The sequence below is a fragment of the Streptomyces sp. CAU 1734 genome (assembly GCF_039888735.1).
Lineage (GTDB): Bacteria > Actinomycetota > Actinomycetes > Streptomycetales > Streptomycetaceae > Streptomyces.
The window spans coordinates 233744-250950 of the sequence record NZ_JBDQQP010000010.1; the positions used below are offsets into that span (position 1 = coordinate 233744).

At 73.5% G+C, this 17207-nt stretch carries 30 protein-coding genes; 2 read left to right on the forward strand and 28 right to left on the reverse strand.

All coding sequences use genetic code 11. The features are described 5' to 3' along the window. Positions 1–31 precede the first annotated feature (31 nt). From AAFN69_RS20975 to AAFN69_RS21005, 7 genes are all read right to left on the reverse strand, one after another. Positions 32–619: a DNA primase gene (locus AAFN69_RS20975; RefSeq protein ID WP_347730140.1), complete on the reverse strand. Its 588-nt coding sequence runs from the start codon at positions 617–619 to the stop codon at positions 32–34. Between the two features lie 287 nt (positions 620–906). Next, positions 907–1221 carry an HNH endonuclease signature motif containing protein gene (locus AAFN69_RS20980; protein WP_347730141.1) on the reverse strand — a complete coding sequence of 105 codons (315 nt, stop codon included), beginning with the start codon at positions 1219–1221 and terminating at the stop codon, positions 907–909. Continuing rightward, on the reverse strand, positions 1218–1472 hold the full coding sequence (locus AAFN69_RS20985) for a hypothetical protein (RefSeq protein ID WP_347730142.1): 255 nt from the start codon (positions 1470–1472) through the stop codon (positions 1218–1220). The genes AAFN69_RS20980 and AAFN69_RS20985 overlap by 4 nt, the downstream gene beginning before the upstream one ends. Before the next feature lie 25 nt (positions 1473–1497). Then, positions 1498–1857 carry a hypothetical protein gene (locus AAFN69_RS20990; RefSeq protein ID WP_347730143.1) on the reverse strand — a complete coding sequence of 120 codons (360 nt, stop codon included), beginning with the start codon at positions 1855–1857 and terminating at the stop codon, positions 1498–1500. A gap of 176 nt (positions 1858–2033) precedes the next feature. Beyond that, positions 2034–2519 (reverse strand): hypothetical protein, encoded by a 486-nt coding sequence (locus AAFN69_RS20995; protein WP_347730144.1) that lies wholly within the window; start codon positions 2517–2519, stop codon positions 2034–2036. Continuing rightward, a complete protein-coding gene (locus AAFN69_RS21000; protein WP_347730145.1) occupies positions 2516–3769 on the reverse strand; it encodes a hypothetical protein in 1254 nt (417 codons plus the stop codon). Before AAFN69_RS21000 ends, AAFN69_RS20995 begins: the two co-directional genes overlap by 4 nt. A gap of 63 nt (positions 3770–3832) precedes the next feature. Continuing rightward, the gene (locus tag AAFN69_RS21005; protein WP_347730146.1) at positions 3833–4129 is read right to left on the reverse strand and encodes a hypothetical protein; all 297 of its coding nucleotides are present in this window, start codon (positions 4127–4129) and stop codon (positions 3833–3835) included. Positions 4130–4266: 137 nt separating this feature from the next. Between AAFN69_RS21005 and AAFN69_RS21010 the strand changes: the two genes are divergently transcribed. Continuing rightward, positions 4267–4551, forward strand: a complete 285-nt coding sequence (locus AAFN69_RS21010) for a hypothetical protein (protein WP_347730147.1) — start codon at positions 4267–4269, stop codon at positions 4549–4551. Positions 4552–4572: 21 nt separating this feature from the next. On the opposite strand, the gene AAFN69_RS21015 is transcribed toward AAFN69_RS21010, so the two are convergent. The 21 genes from AAFN69_RS21015 to AAFN69_RS21115 form a co-directional block, all read right to left on the reverse strand. Beyond that, positions 4573–5565 carry a hypothetical protein gene (locus tag AAFN69_RS21015; RefSeq protein ID WP_347730148.1) on the reverse strand — a complete coding sequence of 331 codons (993 nt, stop codon included), beginning with the start codon at positions 5563–5565 and terminating at the stop codon, positions 4573–4575. A gap of 93 nt (positions 5566–5658) precedes the next feature. After that, positions 5659–6999 carry a DNA methyltransferase gene (locus AAFN69_RS21020; protein ID WP_347730149.1) on the reverse strand — a complete coding sequence of 447 codons (1341 nt, stop codon included), beginning with the start codon at positions 6997–6999 and terminating at the stop codon, positions 5659–5661. Continuing rightward, a complete protein-coding gene (locus tag AAFN69_RS21025) occupies positions 6992–7276 on the reverse strand; it encodes a hypothetical protein (RefSeq protein WP_347730150.1) in 285 nt (94 codons plus the stop codon). Before AAFN69_RS21025 ends, AAFN69_RS21020 begins: the two co-directional genes overlap by 8 nt. A 2-nt stretch (positions 7277–7278) precedes the next feature. Next, entirely contained in the window at positions 7279–7503 is a 225-nt protein-coding gene (locus AAFN69_RS21030) for a hypothetical protein (protein ID WP_347730152.1), read from the reverse strand. A gap of 84 nt (positions 7504–7587) precedes the next feature. After that, on the reverse strand, positions 7588–7941 hold the full coding sequence (locus AAFN69_RS21035) for a hypothetical protein (protein WP_347730153.1): 354 nt from the start codon (positions 7939–7941) through the stop codon (positions 7588–7590). Further along, positions 7934–8158 carry a hypothetical protein gene (locus AAFN69_RS21040; RefSeq protein WP_347730154.1) on the reverse strand — a complete coding sequence of 75 codons (225 nt, stop codon included), beginning with the start codon at positions 8156–8158 and terminating at the stop codon, positions 7934–7936. Before AAFN69_RS21040 ends, AAFN69_RS21035 begins: the two co-directional genes overlap by 8 nt. After that, entirely contained in the window at positions 8155–8361 is a 207-nt protein-coding gene (locus tag AAFN69_RS21045) for a hypothetical protein (RefSeq protein ID WP_347730155.1), read from the reverse strand. The genes AAFN69_RS21040 and AAFN69_RS21045 overlap by 4 nt, the downstream gene beginning before the upstream one ends. Then, a complete protein-coding gene (locus AAFN69_RS21050) occupies positions 8358–8834 on the reverse strand; it encodes a DUF6011 domain-containing protein (RefSeq protein WP_347730156.1) in 477 nt (158 codons plus the stop codon). The genes AAFN69_RS21045 and AAFN69_RS21050 overlap by 4 nt, the downstream gene beginning before the upstream one ends. Then, complete coding sequence (locus AAFN69_RS21055) at positions 8831–9055, reverse strand: hypothetical protein (protein ID WP_347730157.1); 225 nt, start codon at positions 9053–9055, stop codon at positions 8831–8833. The genes AAFN69_RS21050 and AAFN69_RS21055 overlap by 4 nt, the downstream gene beginning before the upstream one ends. Positions 9056–9063: 8 nt before the next feature. Beyond that, complete coding sequence (locus AAFN69_RS21060) at positions 9064–9420, reverse strand: hypothetical protein (protein WP_347730158.1); 357 nt, start codon at positions 9418–9420, stop codon at positions 9064–9066. Then, positions 9410–11023, reverse strand: coding sequence for a hypothetical protein (locus AAFN69_RS21065; protein WP_347730159.1), 1614 nt, complete (start codon positions 11021–11023; stop codon positions 9410–9412). The genes AAFN69_RS21060 and AAFN69_RS21065 overlap by 11 nt, the downstream gene beginning before the upstream one ends. Positions 11024–11057: 34 nt before the next feature. Continuing rightward, the gene (locus AAFN69_RS21070; protein ID WP_347730160.1) at positions 11058–11477 is read right to left on the reverse strand and encodes a hypothetical protein; all 420 of its coding nucleotides are present in this window, start codon (positions 11475–11477) and stop codon (positions 11058–11060) included. A 143-nt stretch (positions 11478–11620) separates the two neighbouring features. Next, entirely contained in the window at positions 11621–12115 is a 495-nt protein-coding gene (locus AAFN69_RS21075; protein ID WP_347730161.1) for a hypothetical protein, read from the reverse strand. Beyond that, positions 12105–12347 (reverse strand): hypothetical protein, encoded by a 243-nt coding sequence (locus AAFN69_RS21080; protein ID WP_347730162.1) that lies wholly within the window; start codon positions 12345–12347, stop codon positions 12105–12107. Before AAFN69_RS21080 ends, AAFN69_RS21075 begins: the two co-directional genes overlap by 11 nt. Before the next feature lie 330 nt (positions 12348–12677). After that, complete coding sequence (locus AAFN69_RS21085) at positions 12678–13367, reverse strand: hypothetical protein (RefSeq protein ID WP_347730163.1); 690 nt, start codon at positions 13365–13367, stop codon at positions 12678–12680. Positions 13368–13457: 90 nt separating this feature from the next. Continuing rightward, entirely contained in the window at positions 13458–13658 is a 201-nt protein-coding gene (locus AAFN69_RS21090) for a hypothetical protein (RefSeq protein WP_347730164.1), read from the reverse strand. Next, complete coding sequence (locus AAFN69_RS21095; RefSeq protein ID WP_347730165.1) at positions 13658–13852, reverse strand: hypothetical protein; 195 nt, start codon at positions 13850–13852, stop codon at positions 13658–13660. The genes AAFN69_RS21090 and AAFN69_RS21095 overlap by 1 nt, the downstream gene beginning before the upstream one ends. Positions 13853–13929: 77 nt before the next feature. Next, on the reverse strand, positions 13930–14730 hold the full coding sequence (locus tag AAFN69_RS21100) for a hypothetical protein (protein ID WP_347730166.1): 801 nt from the start codon (positions 14728–14730) through the stop codon (positions 13930–13932). Beyond that, positions 14727–15365 (reverse strand): hypothetical protein, encoded by a 639-nt coding sequence (locus AAFN69_RS21105; protein ID WP_347730167.1) that lies wholly within the window; start codon positions 15363–15365, stop codon positions 14727–14729. The genes AAFN69_RS21100 and AAFN69_RS21105 overlap by 4 nt, the downstream gene beginning before the upstream one ends. Next, positions 15362–16012: a phiSA1p31-related protein gene (locus AAFN69_RS21110; protein ID WP_347730168.1), complete on the reverse strand. Its 651-nt coding sequence runs from the start codon at positions 16010–16012 to the stop codon at positions 15362–15364. The genes AAFN69_RS21105 and AAFN69_RS21110 overlap by 4 nt, the downstream gene beginning before the upstream one ends. A gap of 91 nt (positions 16013–16103) precedes the next feature. Continuing rightward, complete coding sequence (locus tag AAFN69_RS21115) at positions 16104–16358, reverse strand: hypothetical protein (RefSeq protein WP_347730169.1); 255 nt, start codon at positions 16356–16358, stop codon at positions 16104–16106. Between the two features lie 392 nt (positions 16359–16750). On the opposite strand from AAFN69_RS21115, the gene AAFN69_RS21120 reads away from it, so the two are divergent. Further along, positions 16751–17164, forward strand: a complete 414-nt coding sequence (locus tag AAFN69_RS21120; protein ID WP_347730170.1) for a hypothetical protein — start codon at positions 16751–16753, stop codon at positions 17162–17164. Positions 17165–17207 lie beyond the last annotated feature (43 nt).

Below are 17207 nucleotides of genomic sequence, written 5' to 3' on the forward strand. Positions count from 1 at the left end.
GGGTGCGCTGCCGCGCGCCCGTGTCGGGCGTCTACAGCAGTGCGTCAATGAGGGGTTGCACGTCGCCGAGGCGGGTCGGCGTGTCGCCGAACGTGCGCCCGGTGACGGCGATGTAGCGGCCGGTGGCGTACAGCTCCGCGGAGCCGGTGCCGACCGGGATGCGGCGGCCGTCGCCGCCGGGGAGGGTTCCGTGGCCCCAGATGTGGAGTCCGCGGCCGGACCGGGACACCTCAACCCAGGTGCCGGCCGCCGCGGTGAGGATGTTCTGCGCCCACGGCAGCGGGGACCCGTCGGTGTCGAGCGCGTGATCCAGGTCGATGCAGATGATGCCGTCGCCGTTCAGGACGAACCCGGCCCCGGCGCCGGCGGTGCTCGCCGCGGCGTCCCGCCGGCGGGACCAGTGGGCCGGGTCGGTGACACTCGCCGGAGCGCCGGCCACGGTGAGCGGGACCTTGCGGGCGGTGTGGCGGATCCACCGCGGGCGGGCGGTGAGCTCCGCGGGAATGGTCCGGCGCCTCCGGTGGGCGGCGACGCGGCATTTCCCGGAGCAGTACCGGGCATGGGCGCGCGCCATGAGCGGCATGGGGCCGGTGCAGTGCTCGCAGGTGCGCGTCGTCATGCCCCCATGATACCGCAGATGTAACGGTTACAGGGCTCTGACCTGCACATTCGCTGCATTCGGCGCATTGGGTGGGGCATTCGGTGGCATTCTGGCGGGCATTGCCTCCGGGGGACCGAATCACCCTGGCGAATGCCCCGTGGGCGGCCTCAGGGGCGCCCAGGACGGTCCCCGGGGCTGAAATCCCCAGACCCGTACAAGTTGCGGCCCGCAGCACCTCCCGGGCAGGCAAGGGGGTGGGGGAGGGAGTCCTCCCCCACCCCCTTGCCGGGCGCCGGGCGGGATGTTCAGGGCGGGTCGATGAATCCGGGATGACGTTCCGGAGGGCGCCGGGCGCGCTCCGCCCACCGGGCCGTGTTGCCCTGAGCCGAGGTTTTGCGGCGGTGGCATGTCTCGCACAGGGCCTGGAGGTTGGCGGGGCGGTGGTCGTCGCCGTCGCCGATGTGGTCCACCTGGTTGGCGTGTGCTCCGCAGATTCCGCCGGCGGGCTGCGGCCACTGGCATCGGCGCCGGTCGCGGCGGAGGACTTCCGGGCGGATCTCGCTGTACCAGTTCGGAGGGAGCTCGGCCCGCCTGTTGCTGCCCTCCCATCCGCCGCTCACTCGTCGTCGTCCGGGTCGTACTCGTCGTCCGGGTCGGGAGCGCGTTCGGTGTCGCTGCTCAGGCTGACACCCGAGTACAGGTCAACGATCCTGCGGGCGCCGGCGAATCCGATCGGGTTCGGCGGTTCGTCCGGGTCGGGGCGGAGCGCGGTGAGAAGGCGGTGGGCCGTGCTCTCCAGGTCGGCGAGGGGGGTGCGGTCGTGGGCGCGGATGTCAACGGTGCGGGTGCCGTCGGTCAGGTAGAGACGCACGGTCGGCTCCAGGCGGGGTGGCGGGTCACCAGATCGGCGCGGGTGCCTGCGGCGGGCGGGGAGTGTCCGCCGGGAGGACGTCAGCCGGGGCGGTGGCCACCGGAGGCGGCAGCAGTTCCCGGATGAGCGCCGCGTACGCGCTCTCTCTCATGTCCTGCTGTGTCTGCGTCCGGTGCACGTCATCGGCCGTCAGCCAGACCGGTGTGGACTCCAGGGTGTCCAGGGCGGGATCCTGCGGGGCCTGGGCGTTGGTGGTGTCCGTGGCGGGGGTTTCCGGGGTGGCGTAGAGGAGCCGGAGTGCGTACGCGCCCAGCTGGTCACGGTTCTCGTGGTGGTCGGTGGTGATGGTGACGGAACGGGTTCCGTGGGTGATGTGCAGGTGCACGGGGCCTCCCGGGCCGGCGGAGTGGTGGGGCGGGCCGGGAACGGCGAAAGGCCCCCTCGTGGTGAGGGGGCCTTTCGTCTGACGTCTGTTTCCGGGCACGCCGGTCGGACCCCAGGATGCGACACCTGTCCGCCGGCCGTCAACTCGCCGGGCTGCGGACAGGGTGGTGGGGCTGGTCAGGGGGTGGCGTAGACGGCCAGGTCGAGCGCGGCCTGGCGGTCGATGTCACCGTCTTCCATGGCCTTGATCAGTGCGGGAGTCAGGGTGGCGGTGAGTCCCTGCCGCGGGCCTTTGCCGGTGGGGATCCGTTCGCCCCCGGAGGAGAGGAGCATGTCGACGGCGTCGCGGATGTGGACGGGGTCGATGACCGGGGGGCCGTACACCAGGACCCGCGGTTCGCTGTTCCGGCCGTCCTGTGCCGTCTTGTAGGCCCATTCCCATCCCATGGTCTGGTCCCAGATGAGGATGAGTCCGTGGTGCCAGCCTGCGGCGGCGGCGCGGGCGGGGTCGATGGTGATGACGATTTCCATGAGCATCACCTCGCCGTTGTCGGAGGAGAATTCGGCCCAGCTGTCCGGGTCGGCCAGGTTGCCCAGAGCGGTCATGATCGCTTTTGCGTAGGCGGCGTGCGGTACGTCCGTGGGGAACGAGGGTGTGTTCATGGGGTGATGGTCCCGTCTGTGAGGGTGAGCTGATGGCCGGTTTCGCGGATGGGGTCGGGGTCCGGGGCGGGCGTGTTCAGTGCGTCGCGGATGGCCTCGGCTTTGCGCTGTCCGATGCGCAGGGTGCTGCGCAGGGTGCGGATGGTGGGGTTGGGAAGGTCGCGTGCGCGGTTCAGGAGTTCGGCGAAGTCGTCGGGGGTCGCCGTGGTGGTGTCGGTCCGTGTGGTGGCGCGGAGCGCGATACCGACTTGCGTCGGGGATACGGGTACGCCGTGGGCGGTGGTGATGGAGGCGATCTCCTCTGGGGTGGCGGTTGGTTGGGACGCGTGTACGTGCGTGATGGCGTCCATGGGGTGGAGGGTGCGCAGGTGGGCGCCGGCGGTGGCGAGGAGCGTTCCGGAGTGGTCCGGGGCGGGGTCGGGCGCGGTCCAGGGGGAGGGGAGGGCGATGGTCGCGAGCTGGGGTGCGGAGCGGCGGGCGGCAAGTTCCTGGAGCAGTTGGTGGCGTTGGGCGGGGTTGGTGGCGGCGCCGGAGCGGGTGACGGCGGCGGCCAGGCGCTGCTGGCCCCAGGTGTGGAGGCGGGGGCGGGCGGCGAGGCGTACGGCGCGGGCGGTGGCGCGGTCGCGGGTGATCTGGGCGGCGGTGCGGTCGGGGGCGGCGATACCGAGGTGTGAGAGGAGTCGTTGGCGGAGTTCGCGGGCGAGGACGGCGGCCAGGCCGGTGGAGAGGGCGGCGGGTCGGCTGACACGGATTTCCAGGCCCATGGCGAGGTGCCACAGCAGTGCGGCCATGACGGGCCCGAAGGTGGCGCGGACGGTGCCGCCGAGGATGCCCGAGGTGGCGTAGCAGGGGATGACCTGGACGGCGGTGATGATCCAGACGAGGACTCCGGGGACTCCGGGGGAGCCGGCCGTGGTTTCGGTGGTGGTGGCGCGTTTGGTGGCGCGGGCCATGACGGCGCAGGCGAGGAGCGCGAGCTCGCCGGCCGCGAACATGGTGATGCGTTCGGTGGTGTTGATCATGCCGAGGCCGGTTTCGGCGAATCGCCATGAGGTGTCGCCGCTGTAGAGGGTGCAGACGGCGGCGCCGGCGGCGGCGGTGAGGACGGAGCCGGGGGGCCAGGTCCAGGTACGGATGGTGTGGATGGCCCACCAGAGCACGGTGGCGGTGAGGACCAGGGCGCCGGCGGTGAGGGCGGCGGTGTGCCAGGGGTAGTGGACGGCCCAGGCGGTGAGGTGCTGGCGGAGCACGGGTGCCTCCGGTAGGGGGCCGGGCCCGCGGTGTGGGAGCGGGCCCGGCCGGGGTGGGATGGGTCAGGCTCCGGTGGTGTGGATGGTCTTGGCGTACGCGGCGCGGGTGATCGGGGTGTTGTGCTGGACGGGCGGCATGGCGGCGAGGAGAGCGCGTTCGAGTGCGGCGGACGCGTTGGTGAGGTATCCGGCGGCGTCGGTGGCGTAGGTGAGGGCGAGCGCGCGCCGTCGGTCGTCGGTCATCTGCCGGTGGGGCCGGGTGGTGGTGAGGCGCAGGCGGATCGCGGCGAGGAGCGCGGGTGCCTGTTCGGCGGCGATGGCGGCGGACGAGGGGGTGGACTGCGGGTCGGTAGGCTCCATGGCGGGCCCCTTGTCGTGTCGTAGCGGGAGGGGTCTCGCCCCGGTGGGAGTAGCCGCTCCCGCCGGGGCTCTGTGCTGCTGTACGACCGTAACCATGAAGTGTGGACATTGTCCACACTTCGGGAGAGGATCGCGTCATGACCGAACCGAACGACCCGGCGGCGGCCGCGGAGGAGCCCGAGACGGCGACCATTCCGGAGCTCGCGCGCCGCGCCGGCCGGTCACGGACACTCATCCACCGCCTGGCGGCCAATCCCGGCCAAAGGTGGCCACAGCCGGTGTTCAAACCCGGGTCGTCCCGGCCCCGGTATCCCGTCGCGTGGTTCGACGCGTATTGGGCGGCCCGCCAGGCCGGGATCACGCAGGGCCGCCGCACCGATCTGGACCCCGGCCCGGACCCGGACCCGGACCCGGAGCCGTAGCAGGCCGGCGCGCGCGGGCGCCTACGCCCGGGCACGCCGTTCCCTCTCCGCGGCCCGCACCAGGCGGCGTGCCTCCGCCGTGCGGACCCGGTCCCGCTCCTCCCGGCGGGCGGCCTCGGCCGCGGACAGGGCGCGCTCCAGGGCGGCGAGCTCGGCCGGGGTGGACCAGACACGGGCGTGCCGGTCCGCGTCGTACCCCACCGGCGCGGCGCAGGTGCCGGGGACGGCCGCGCAGGTGACGCTCGTCTCCGTCGGGGTGACGTGCATCCACAGATCTCCGGCGCACCACGGGCACGGGCGGCCGTCCATGAGCGCGGACCGTACCGCGGACCCGGTCATCCGGTCGATGCGCTGCCGGGCGTCCTGGGCGTGGCGGGCGACGCGCAGCAGCTGGTCGTCGTCGAGCGGCCGGAACGGCCCCGGGTGCTCGTACACGCGGGCGAGGAGCCACGCGGCGGCGTCCGGGGCGGGGCGGATCCCGCCGCGCCACCGGGACGGGTCCGCCGCGTCCCGGGCGGCCATCATCTCGCCCTGGTGGCGGACCTCGGCGGCGGACCAGCCCGGCACGGGCGGGACCAGCACCATGGACGGGGGGCGCTGCGAGACGGCGGCAATGTCGCCGGCGCACCGGGACAGGCCGATGTCGATGGTGCGCATGGTGTCGTGGACATGGAGCCGGATCGGCGCCGGCCGCTCGCCCAGCTGGTCCGGGTCGCGGTCCGGGCGCACCGGGTGCGTGTGCGCCCCGCCGCCGTGGTGCTCGCAGAACGCGCACCAGTACGCGATGGATCCGTTCTCGTGGCGGCCGGTCGTCAGCGTCTGCGGGTGGAGTGCCCCGGCCGCGGCGTCGGCGGCGTCCTGCCGGTCCAGGGCGCGCAGGTACTCGGCCCCCGCGCGCTGCGGCGGCCACGTGTCCGGGCCGGACGTGTCCAGGAGCGCGCGCAGCAGCGGCCACGCGTGGATGACGTGCTGCAGATCGGCGGCCGCCGTGGTGGTGACGGTGTTGTTGCTCATGGCGGGTGTCTCCTGAGGTGCGTAGGGTGATCACACCGCGTGGGGCGTCCCGGTCTGGCCAGACGGTAGGGGCGCCCCTTCGTGCTGTCCGGGTCAGGTGCCGCCGATGACGGGGGCGATGGGCCGCTCCAGGCGGACTCGGCACAGGTCCGCGAACGGCCCATGCCGCTCGATCCCGATCACGTCGAAGCCTTCACTGAGGCACGCCTGGAGCGTCGTCCCGGACCCGGCGAACGGGTCCAGGACGGTGCCGCCGGGCGGGGCGATCAGGCGGACCAGCCACCGCATCAGCTCAAGGGGTTTCACCGTGGGGTGCGCCGTGCCGTCCGGAAGCCGCGGACGCTCCCGAGCGGGCGCCTTTCCCTCATACCGGAAGTTGGGGAAGAACCGCGATGGTCCGCCGCCGTCCCTCCGGTCGACCCCGGTCACGGAACCGGCCGGACGGGACTCCGTGCCCCAGGCCGCACCCCGGTTGCCCGCGCGGTCCGCGCCCGAGGCTTGATTCACGATCACGCGCGGCTCGCCGCCGGCGGGCCGTGCGGAGCTCTGGCCGTCCAGGGCCGCGACCGGGCACCCGGGCACACACCCGGCCGCGCAGGCGTCCCCGACCGGATCCCCCCACTCATCGAGGAGCGGCGAGTGTGACAGGACCACATTCGGCGGCCACCGGCCGGTCACCGTTTTCGCCTCCGCCCGGCCGGGCCGGCCCTGCACGGACATGTTCAGGCCCACTCCGCCCGGGGCGTGGCCTTGGCCCGCGGCCAGTACCCGCGACTCCGTACCCACCCGGCACGCGTCCACGTTCAGGGCGCCGGTGCCGTGTTCCAAAACGGTGGCGGCGACCGCGCCCGGGAACGGCTTGCGGGCCAGGACGATCGGCTCATGGCCTGGCTTCAGGGCGGTTCCCCACCCCTGCCACCGCGCCGCGTCACCGGTCACCGGGTCCGGGCCGTCCATCTCCGGCTCCGCCGCGCCCAGCTTCGCCCATCCGGCCCCCGGCGCGTTCAGCGTCCGGTTCCTGTGAAGGCCGCCCGCTGTGGGGACCTGCGCGCGGCGGGCGCCGGCCCGCTTGTCGATCGCCCGCGAGACGTCCACCGATTTCGGGAACCCGCCCCCGTACAGCCACATCAGACCGTCGCGGATCTCGAACCCGGCGTCTTCGATCGCGACCGTCATCCGGTGGTACGTACGGGCGGCCCCGAACGCGGCGAGGTGCCCGCCCGGGGTGAGGACGCGCAGGCACTGCGCCCACACCCGCGGGTCGTAGGCGATGCCGGTGGAGTCCCAGGCGTTGCCCATGAAGCGGAGTTCGTACGGCGGATCGGTGACGACCGCCGTGACGGACGCGTCCGGCAGCGTCGGCAGCACATCCATGCAGTCCGCCGCGTACAGGGTCACTCCGTCGGCCCGGTGGAACACCGTCTGCTCACCCATGACCGTGGTCCCTGCGGCGCGGAGCGGACCGGCACTCGGGGTGGTGTTCGGCGCCCACGGAAACCCACCACCGCTCACAGCAAGGGGAGTCGAGCGTCGCCGCGGCGATCGCCGCGGTGTCCTGCGCCCAGGTCCGGCCGGGGTAGGGGCGGGCCGCCCGCTCCTCGCGCAGCGCCCGCCGGCGGTCGGAGGACCGGATGGCCCACATGGCGCCGGCCCGGCCCGCGAGGATGCCGACGAGGACGGACGCGCCCAGGCACGCCAGCACAGTGTCCACGGTCATCTCCCGGCCCCCGTCCGGAAGCTGGACGCGGCCCACATCCCGCCGCCCAGGGACCAGCCCAGGGCCGCTACCAGCCACGGCCAGCCGGCGCCGTCACCGCTGCGGAAAAGGGGAACGGCCTGTACGGCGCACAGGACCGCGACGGCCGCGTACATGACCGCTACGGCGCGGGCGGCCCGGTTCAGGACCCTGTTCAGATCAGTCAGGCGTGTGAAGGACATGGGGACCTTTCGGCAGAGGTGGAATGCGATCTGTGTGGTGGGGAGGGTGTTCAGGTCCGCGCGGCGGCGGGGAGCGGGCGGCGGTCACCAGCCGGCCCCCGGGCCGTGCTCCCGCTGGTGGTGCTTGTCGATGTGCGTGGACGGCACACAGGCCCCGCACGCGAGGCAGATGGCCCACCGGGCGGGGGCGGCGCCGGTGGTGATGCGGGTCCAGGTGTTGCCGCGCCCGTCCGCATGGGAGCCCGGGTGCCGGGAGCGCAGCACGCACTCGGCCGACCGGCCGCCGATGGGGAACACGGTCCGGTCGCCGCACTCCCCGGAGGGACAGTCCTGTGTCCGGGCGGGCCGGTGCCGCGCCGCGCGGTCACCCGTCCAGGAGCCGAGGAAGCCGACGGCGAAGCACCCGGCCGTGAACAGAAGATCAACACGGTCAATCACGGTGAGCCCTTTCGGAGGGGCGGACGGGAGCGGGCCGGGTGGGGGTGCGGCCGGAGTGGACCGGGCACAGAGCACCAGGGCCGGTGCCGACCGCCCATCCGCGGGCGGCGGCCTCGGCCAGGGCCTCGGCGTCGGTCGGGGCGGCGGTGACGTGCCGGGCGCCGCAGGAGCCGTAGCGCCAGGCCCGGTCACACAGCACGGTGCGCAGGATCGTCACGGGCGGATCCGGATCTGTCCCAGGGCGACGCCGTCGACCAGGGCGGCATGAAGAGCCCTCAGGCGTGCCAGGGCCCGCGGGCCGCGCTCGGACAAACGACCGCGGGCGGCCGGGGAGAGAGCGCCCCAGCACGGGGAGCACAGATAGGCGCCGGGCCGGCGCGTACGGGTGCGGCACCCGGGGCAGAGCGGCAGTCCGGTCATCGGGAACTCTCCGTACGGGTCACAGGGGTGTCGGCCTGCGCGGCGTGGGCGGCGGACACCGCCGGGGCGAAAAGCGCGGCGAGTGCGGCGGGGCTGATCCCGTCGCGGCAGTCCGGGCCGATGCCGAGGGTCTTGGACGTCTCGTCGTGCAGGACACGGCCGCAGTCGCAGCAGCGGGTCGTCAGCTCCGCGAACCGGCGCCGCGCCGGACCCGGGTCCGCGGCGAGCAGCTGGTGGACGGTCGCGGCCCATGCCCGGTAGGCGGTCTGCCAGGACCGCATCCACGCGATGCGCTCCTCCATGCCGGCCGGAGCATCGCGCTTCAGGGGCCGGGCGGGGCCCCACCATGCCTTCCTCGGCCAGGGCGTGACGCGTCCGGCGGTGACGCGCCAGTACGTCATCACGGCGGGGTCGGCCGGATCCAGGATGGCGAAGTAGCCGTCGGGCACACCATCGTCGGGCGGCGTGCTCATATCGGGTTCTCCTCACGCGGTGGTGGTGGGGTGATGCGCCATCCGGCCCGGCGCAGCTCCGGGAGCACGGCGTGGCCGACGGCGGTCCAGTACGCGGCGTCCGGCTCGGGTGCGGCCGGGGGTCGCTCGGCCCACGCGGTCTCCGCGGCCGCGGCGATGACGGCGGCGATCGCGTCCGGCACGGCACCGGGTCCGGTGGGCAGCAACACGCGGGGCGTCACTCGAACTCCTACCTGTGCCAGCGGATCGGGATGTCCACGATGTAGTCCGGGACCAGGCGCCCGGCCGAGGCCGCCGCCTCCGGCTCCGGCTCCGCGACCGCGACCGGGGCCGTGGGCCGGCCGCAGGTGGCGGCGTGTGCCATGCCCCGGACCTCGGCGTGTTCGAGCTCCGCCCGCTCCTTTGTGAGGGTGCGGACCCGGAGGCGGCCGGTGTCGTCCCGGTACAGCGCCAGACGCCCGGCCGGGTCCGGCTCCGCGTCCACCGGGACCGCGTTCACGGCCTGGCGGTGTTTGGCGGCCGTGACGGCCCACCAGATCGGTGCCCGGCACCGTCGGCACGCGACGACGTCGTACTCACTCAGCATCGTGTTCTCCGTTCTCCATGGCGGTGATGGCGGCAGCGGTGCGTGTCAGGCCGTAGAGGTGTCCGGCGGCGGACCGGCCCCACTGGCGGATCGCGGCCCGCACCTCGGCCGGGGTGGCGTGCTCCCGCAGGGCCAGGCGCTCCCGGCGGGTGAGCGGCGGCGGCTCCGGCCCGGCCGCCGCGTCCGGCGGCACGGCGACGAACATCCGCTCCGGCTCCGGCGCGGCCGGTTCGGGTGCGGGGTCGAGCTCGGGCTCGGGCGGGGTGTCGCCGGCGGAATCCCGCGCGGCCGCGGCACGGGCGGCGGCCGCGATATCCGCGCACACGCCGCACTCATGGCCGGTGTGCCAGATCGTCCCGTCCTCACACACGTCCAGACCGCAGCCCCGCCACGTGCGGGGCACCCGGGGAAGACCGACGCCCAGAACCCACCGGACCGGGTCATGAATCTCGCCGATGTGCAGGGCGGCGTACCGGCGCTGCAGGCGCTGCGTGATGCGCCGCGCCCCGGCGCCGGCCGCCAGCTGTCGGCGGATCTCCGTCTGGATCCGGGCGGTCTCCCACCCGGTCGCGCCGGACAGCAGATGCCGTACCGGGCCGAGGAGTTCCCACTCACGGGCGGTCAGCGTCGCACCGGAACCGTCCTGCGGGCTCCGGCTGTAGCCGCCGCCTGTGCCCCGGCCACCCGCGGCGCGGAACGTGCCCGGAACCGGGTTATCCACAGGCTGTGCACCCTCTACCACCCGCAGACGCCTACGGCGGGATCCAGAATCAACCCCCCGCGAAACCCCGTCAGTGGGAGAGCTGGTGTCTTCCTTAGACGTGAGGGAACCGTCATGATCGGCCGGGCCGGACCCGTCATGAATGACCGGACCGGGCGAGGCGGCCGCGGGCGCCCCGGCGGTGCGCAACGGGGTGCGGTTCACGGTGACGAGGTGGCGGCCCTGGTAGCCGGCGCGCCGGTCAAGGGCGATCCAGCCGCCCGCCTCCAGGTCGTCCATCAGCCGCAGCCCGGCCCGGGCGGAGAGCGTTTCCCCGGCGCGCTTCCCGGTGTGGTGGCGCAGCTCCCCCGCGAGCTCGGCCGCGGTCACGGGTATGCGCAGGTCAGTGGCGCGGGCGAGGTGCAGCCACGCGCGCAGACGGCGCACCGGGAGCGCGTCCGCCAGCCGCACGGGCACCTCTATCCCGGGCTCCGCCGTGGTGGTCAGGCGGGCGCGGCGTTCCGCGGTGCGGCCGAGACCCCCGCGGTGGGTACGGCGCCGGGTGCTGATCCACGACATACCGCCGTCCGGCGCCGGTCCGTTGAGCGGACGCAGGCCGCGCTCGACCGCGGACACGGACATGCCCAGCATCCCGGCGAGCTCGGCGACCGAGGCGGTGCACGGCGGCTCGTCGGGACGGGCGTACAGCCAGGACCGGCGGGCATCCAGCGCGGCGACCTTGATGTAGACGGCAACGGCCTCGTCGCAGTAGTGCGCGCCGCGGTAGATCTGCTCCGGAACCCACACGGTCTGGGCGCTGCGGCGCCGGGGCTGGTTGTACCGCAGTCCGCCGCCCGGGCGCACGCCGGCCACAGGGGCGGCGAGTGCTGCGGCGGCGGACATACGGGACAACCTCTCTCTGTAAAGGGGGGGCGGGTCAGGCGGTGGCGGGCGGGGTATCGGCCCCGGCCCGGCGGGCGGTGAGGGTCATCTCGCGCGCGGACGGCCGGCAGAGCGCCGGGAGGAGCGGCGCGGGCACCGTGAGCTCCAGGACGGTCTGTTCGTACGGGCGTTCCTCACGGTGGGTGCGGCGGATCCACATCCGGGCCTGGAGGACGTTGAGGGCGACCACGACGCGGCCAGCCTCCAGGCCGGTCGCCGCCGACAGACCGTCCAGGTAGGGCTGCACCGGCTCCGGGATGGTGCCGGTGGTGTAGTCCGCGTGCGTGGCCAGGGCCAGGGCGACGAGGCGGGTGTGGGCGGTGAGCGGGGTGCGGGTGATGCCGCGCTCCCACACCTGGCGGAACGGCAGACCGCCGCCGTGAATGTCGGGCCATGCGGGGCCGGCCGGAACCACGGCCCCGAGGGTGGTCCGCACTATGTCGGCCGGGGCCGGGACACGGACACGGCCGCGGGGCGGTGTACGCCGCACGGGAGCCGGGGCGGGGGCAGGGGCGGGGTTGCGCCGGTTCGCCATGTCCAGCGGTGTCGGCCGCCGGGTCACCGGGACACACCGCCCTCGGGCGCCGTGTCCGCCGGGACCCGGGTCCAGCCGCGTGCCCACTCCTCCTCCGGCATCGTCTGAAGGAAGGGCGCCCCGGAGCCGAGTGTGGCCCACCCGATCGCCACCCGGCGGCCGGAGTGGGGCGAGACGGTGATCCCGGCGCACTGGAACCGCCACGGAGGGGAGGTGTAGGTCACGGTGGGCAGGAAGAACGAGCTGCTGCCGCCCGTGTGTGCGGCGGCGGCGTGGATCGCGTCCACCAGCTCGGCCACGTCGTCCAGGCGGACGTGCACCGTCGCGTCCTCGGTCCGGTCCTCCCCGGTCTCCGGGTCGTGACGGTCCTGCTCGGCCTGGACCACCAGCACCGGCCCGGGAGGGCTCACGTTGCCGCTGATCCAGAGCTGATCCCCGGACACATCCAGGTAGTGCCAGGGCTCCGGGGAGCAGGGCTGCAAAACCGAAGGGGGCGGAGTGAGCGAGTCAGGGGCCATCGGGGGTCCTCTCATGTGCTGCCCCCGGCGGGGGCGGGTCGTGCAGGGTGTGCAGGGTGGCCAGGAACCGGATCACCTCGGCCGCGCCGGAGGCGTAGTGCTCGCATCCGGCGCGGCAGATCAGCTCCGCGTGCGGCGGCCGCAGCCAGACACCGCCCCGGAGGCTGTGACCGGCGTCGATGTACAGGCCGAAGAACGCGTCGCGGGGTGGCCACCGGCCAGGGCTGGTCATGGCGGCCCGCCCCGGGACGGGGTCGGGGCGGGCCGCCGGATCACGGGCCCGGGTCCGGGGCGGGCCGGGTGACACGGAGCTCCGCAAGCGCGATGCCGTGGTGCGCGCACTGGCCGGAACACCAGTCGGTGGCGGGCTCCGTCGATCCGTACACGCGGGTCCGTACCCATCCGGCGGGCCGCTCCCGGCGCGTCGCCGGACTGCCGCACCCGGGGGTGTCGCACCCGCCCGGGCCCTGTACGGGCTGCCCGGGCCGGGCCCGGCCCGCCATGCCGCGGTTCCACGTGTACTGAGCGGGCGAGGCGGACCGGCCCGCCGCAGACCCGCCCATCAGCCGGACTCCCCGGCCGGGGCCGGCGCCGGGGCGGCCGCGGCCGCGTTGGCGTCCCGGATCACGGAGCGGAGCAGGCCCTCGATCGTGCGGCCGTAGGCGTACGCGGCATCCGCGATATCTCCGGCCATGTTGAGCCCGGCGTTCCTGTCACGGGCCTGACGACCGGCCAGACCCTCCCGCTGCCAGTGGGGCAGCATCACACCGGCAGCGTCCGTGCAGGCCGTCAGCCGCTGATAGGCCGCGGCGATCAGCGGAGCGGTGCTCGCCCGCCCCGGGTCCACGTCCATCCGGTCGTGTTCCACACGGTGCCCGGCCGGGTCCGTGGGGAAACAGACGACGTCCGGTGTCCGGCCGGCCTGTACCTCGCGGATCGCCCACGCCACACCGGAGGCGTAGAGGAGCGCCGCATCGGCATACCACCCGCGGATCTCGCCGGTCTGCTGTCCGTACGCCCGGTCCAGACGGAAAATCGACTGCTCGTGAGGATGGAACGGGTGGGGGCGGCCGTTGGCCTGCAGCGCCCCGGCCTGGCCCGTGATCACGTTCCGCAGGAGCGGGGAAACGGACAGCTGAAGGACCACCCCGGCCTGAATGGCCCGGCGGTACTCCTCCGCGCTCTCCCCGAGGGCGCGGGCGGAGTCGGTCAGGGTGACATGCCACGGGCGGGCGAGGGTCTTGGGCTGCATTCGGAACTCCAGACAGGCAGGAAAAGAGGAAGTAGGGGTGGCCGGTGGGCGGGAGAGGGATGGGGGTGTCATCGCCCGCCCACCGGCAGCTCAGACGGCCCGGGCGCCGGGTGCGTCGTCCGCCCGGTGGCCCGGCGGGGCCGGAGTGCGCCCGCACCTGCGCCACACGGCGGCGGCCGCGCGCCCGGCCCACCGGCCGAGGAGCACCACGGCCAGGACGACGGCGATGGCGTGGACGATGAGCCCGGTGGCCCACTGACTGATCACCAGCCAGGGCATCCAGCCGGCCATCACAGCGGCCTGCGGCGCAGCGCCGAGAGACGACGCGGCCGGTAGGGGCGCGGCGGGACCAGCACCCACCACCGGGCGGCAATCCAGGCCCGGGCGCGCCCGGCGGCGGCGCAAGGGTCCCACCGGGTGGCCCGGGCGCATCCGGCGGCCAGTGCCCAGAGGATGACGGGGACGGAGACAACCACCCCGGTCACCGCTACGGGGTCCGCGCCGGACACAGTGGCCCATCCGGCGGCCCCCATCAGAACAAGGAGAAGAGCGGCCACGGCCATTACCAGGCACCGTCCCGTCCCGGCTCGGAGTCCGTGTGGGTTTTCGTGACCACGACGTATCCGGTGGACCGCTCCGGTCCACCGTCGGCCGTGGACACCAGCTCGCTGAGTCCGCCGTCACAGCCGACCCAGTTCCACAGCACCGCCGTGGTGTCCGGGTACGCGGCGGACGCGGCAGTCTCCGCGTGCGCGCGGGCCTCGGCCTCCGTCCCGTACTGGACCGGGATCTCATCCGCGATATGCCCGACGAGGAACACCTGCGCCGGCGCGGGCGGGGTGGACTCGCCCGACGCGCGGGTGTCCTTCCCCGCCAGCACGGCACCGGCATACTCCGTCAGCACGAACGGCACCGGGACCGGAATGGGGTCCGTGTCCGGGACAAACTCCGCGTCCACGGGGATGGCGAGGACCATGTGGCCGGTCGGGACCGGAGACCCGGCAGCGTTCCGCAGGGACACGTCCCAGACCGGCACCGCCTCATCCTCCGAGGGCGGGGCGGACCACACGATCCGCTCCCGCACCGACTCCCCGCCATCGCGGATCAGCAGGTGCTCGATGTGCGCCTGCGCGGCCGCGCGGGTTTTGTACCGGCCGACGGGGAAACCGTGGTGCTCCGCGCGGAACACCACCGCCGGGCGGCCGGAAAGCGCGCGCGCCAGATGCTTCACCAGGCTTTCGGGGTCCAGCGGGCGGGGCCGAGTCCCGGCACCCGGCATCCACTGGAAATCGGCAACCGACTGGCGCAGGAAGGACAGCAGCTGCTCGTCGTACGGCGGCGTGGCCGTGGGCGGGGTGGTCATGCGGTGTCACCGCCCGCCGCGGCGTCGACCTGGCGGCGGATCCACTTCGCGGCCGACCCGACCGAGGAGATCCCCTCCCGGAGCGCGGACCACCGCAGCGCTCCGTGCCCCAGGATCGGGCCGTCCGGCCGGGGCAGCGCGGTCGCGGACCACCGCACCGCGCCCCGCTTCCCGAGGGCCTGCGTGATCTGCCCGACCACGTGTTCAGCTTCAAGGCGGTCCACGATCGTGGTCGTGACCAGGTAGTCATGGGGGGTGGGGGTGCCCCGGCGGCCGAAGTCGAGCCAGGGGGCACCCGGGTACAGGTACAGGCCGTACATCGGGCGCGGGTTCATGCCGTACCCGCCACGGGCCGTGGTGGTCCGCTCCCGGAGCGGGTCGGCGGCGTCAATCGTCTCCACCGTGCCGCAGTCCGCGCACAGGAGACGGACCACCACGCGCGTGAGTGTGGTGCTGTGGTCGCAGTGCTCGTTCGGGCAGTCATGCGGGCGGCCCTGGATGGGGTGCCGGTAGGCGCCGTGCTCCGTACGGAGATCCACGGTCCACTCCGTGCGCTCGCACCCCGCGCGGTGTGCGGGGAGGTCCCAGCCCAGGTAGGTCCCCTGCACACCAGCAACGCTCAGATCCAGGGTCATCGGGCACCGCCCCGGCCGAGACGGGCGAGCGACCGCGCGTACAGCGACGGCACGTGCACGCGCGCGGACGCGGGGGCCGGCGGATCGGCGGGCGGTGTCACCTGAGCGGCGCCGGTCCCGGCCGAGGGCCGGGGCGGGCGGGGCGCCGGGATCAGCGGCCCACGCAGTTCATGCAGCTCATCCAGGGCGCACAGAGACAGCGTCTCGTCGGCCATCACCGGCACCCCGCGTTCGTCGGCTCCCCCGGTCCACTGCCACTCCCGGCCGACAGCGTCGACCTGCGGCACGGTGAGATCCACGGGCGCGCCGTTCACCGAATACGTCCTGGTGAACACCGTCACGGGCGGGGCGGGGAGCCATTCGATCTCCACCGTCCAGTGATCCCCGGCCGCGTGTACTGCGACCTGGACGTTGATCGGGGCCGGGCTCACGAGGCCGGGCAGGCGCGCGTCGGCCATGTGGTTCGTGGTCTGGCCGACCCTCGGGGCCTCGGCCACCTGGCCGGCCAGGCGCATGAACACCCTGCCGTAGTAGTCGGGCTCCAGTTCGGTGAGAGTCCAGCCGGACAGGCGCAGGGCGCCGTCGGACAGAACGACCGTCGCCGGAGGCGGCGGAGCGGGGAGTGCGGGATGGGATGATGGGGACATGGGTCCCCTCCTCTGCTGATCGTGTGCCGATCGGATAGGGATGGGCGATACGGAGGGGCGCCCGGACCATGCCCGGCCCGGGTGGCCCCGCTCAGCCCGTGCGGCTGCGACGCTGTTTCGGCTGGATGGTCGCCAAGGTGAGTTCAGGTGTGGAATCTGCGGGGGTGGCGTTTTCAACCGGGAGGACGCGACACATGTTCTTGATCGCGGTCAGCTCGGTCTCGTCGAATGCCACGGATCGCCCCAGCCTCTGGTGGGGGAACCGTTTTAGGTTTTCCTCCAGGAAGGAGGGCTTGCACCGCAGCATCTCCGCGGCCTCGGCCACGTTGTAGTTCTGGATACTCACTCGCGTGCCTCACAGACATGTGGCTGTGATGAGGCGTCGGCCTCATGCGGCGTGATACTCAGCACCCGGGCCAGGACGGCCCTGAGATGCGGCCCTGGCGGGTGGATCCCTCGCTCAACTTTGCTCAGGTGCGCGTGGTGGACCGGTACCCCCTCCGACCGACACCTCTCGGCGAGGTCGACCAGGGTCAGGCCCATTCCAACGCGACGCGTTCGAACTATGCCTGCGTGCATCTGTGCCATGCGGCGCAGATTAACGCAGCTTGGCGCAAGTAGGCAACAGGTCTGTGGTGTCCTGTGGCTCCATGGCTCGAAGTGAGGCACCCCTAAGCGCAGTTGCGGCATGTTGCGTTAATCTGCGTCAGGGTGGCGGATCCATGAAGGGGTAAAACGATGCCGGAGCCGACGCGACTGGATCGCGTGATGGATGAGCGTCGCGTGGACCTTGGGCTCACGTGGCGAGAGGTCGCGGTGGCGGCAAAGGTCTCGTACGAGGCACTGCGGGCGATCCGCAAGGGCGAGGTCACGGCCAGCGCGCTGACGAAGCGGGGCATCGACCAAGCACTGAGATGGGAGCCCGGCGGTGTCGATGCGGTTCAGGCCGGCCGCGATCCGGTGCCGCTCGACGTTGGAGCGCCGGGCGAACCCGCTCCCGGCCAGGACGAGCGGGTGGACGCGATCCTCACCATCATCGCGGGCCTACCTGCGCGCGTGCAGGACGAGGTGTTCAGGCAGTTGGGCGACCGGCTACCGCCACGACACCGTGGTGGATCCGGTTCGCGTAACAACAACCGAGAGGTCGGGTAGGCGGCGAGTTTCCGTCAGGATCTGCTGCTCACGTTGCGTGAGA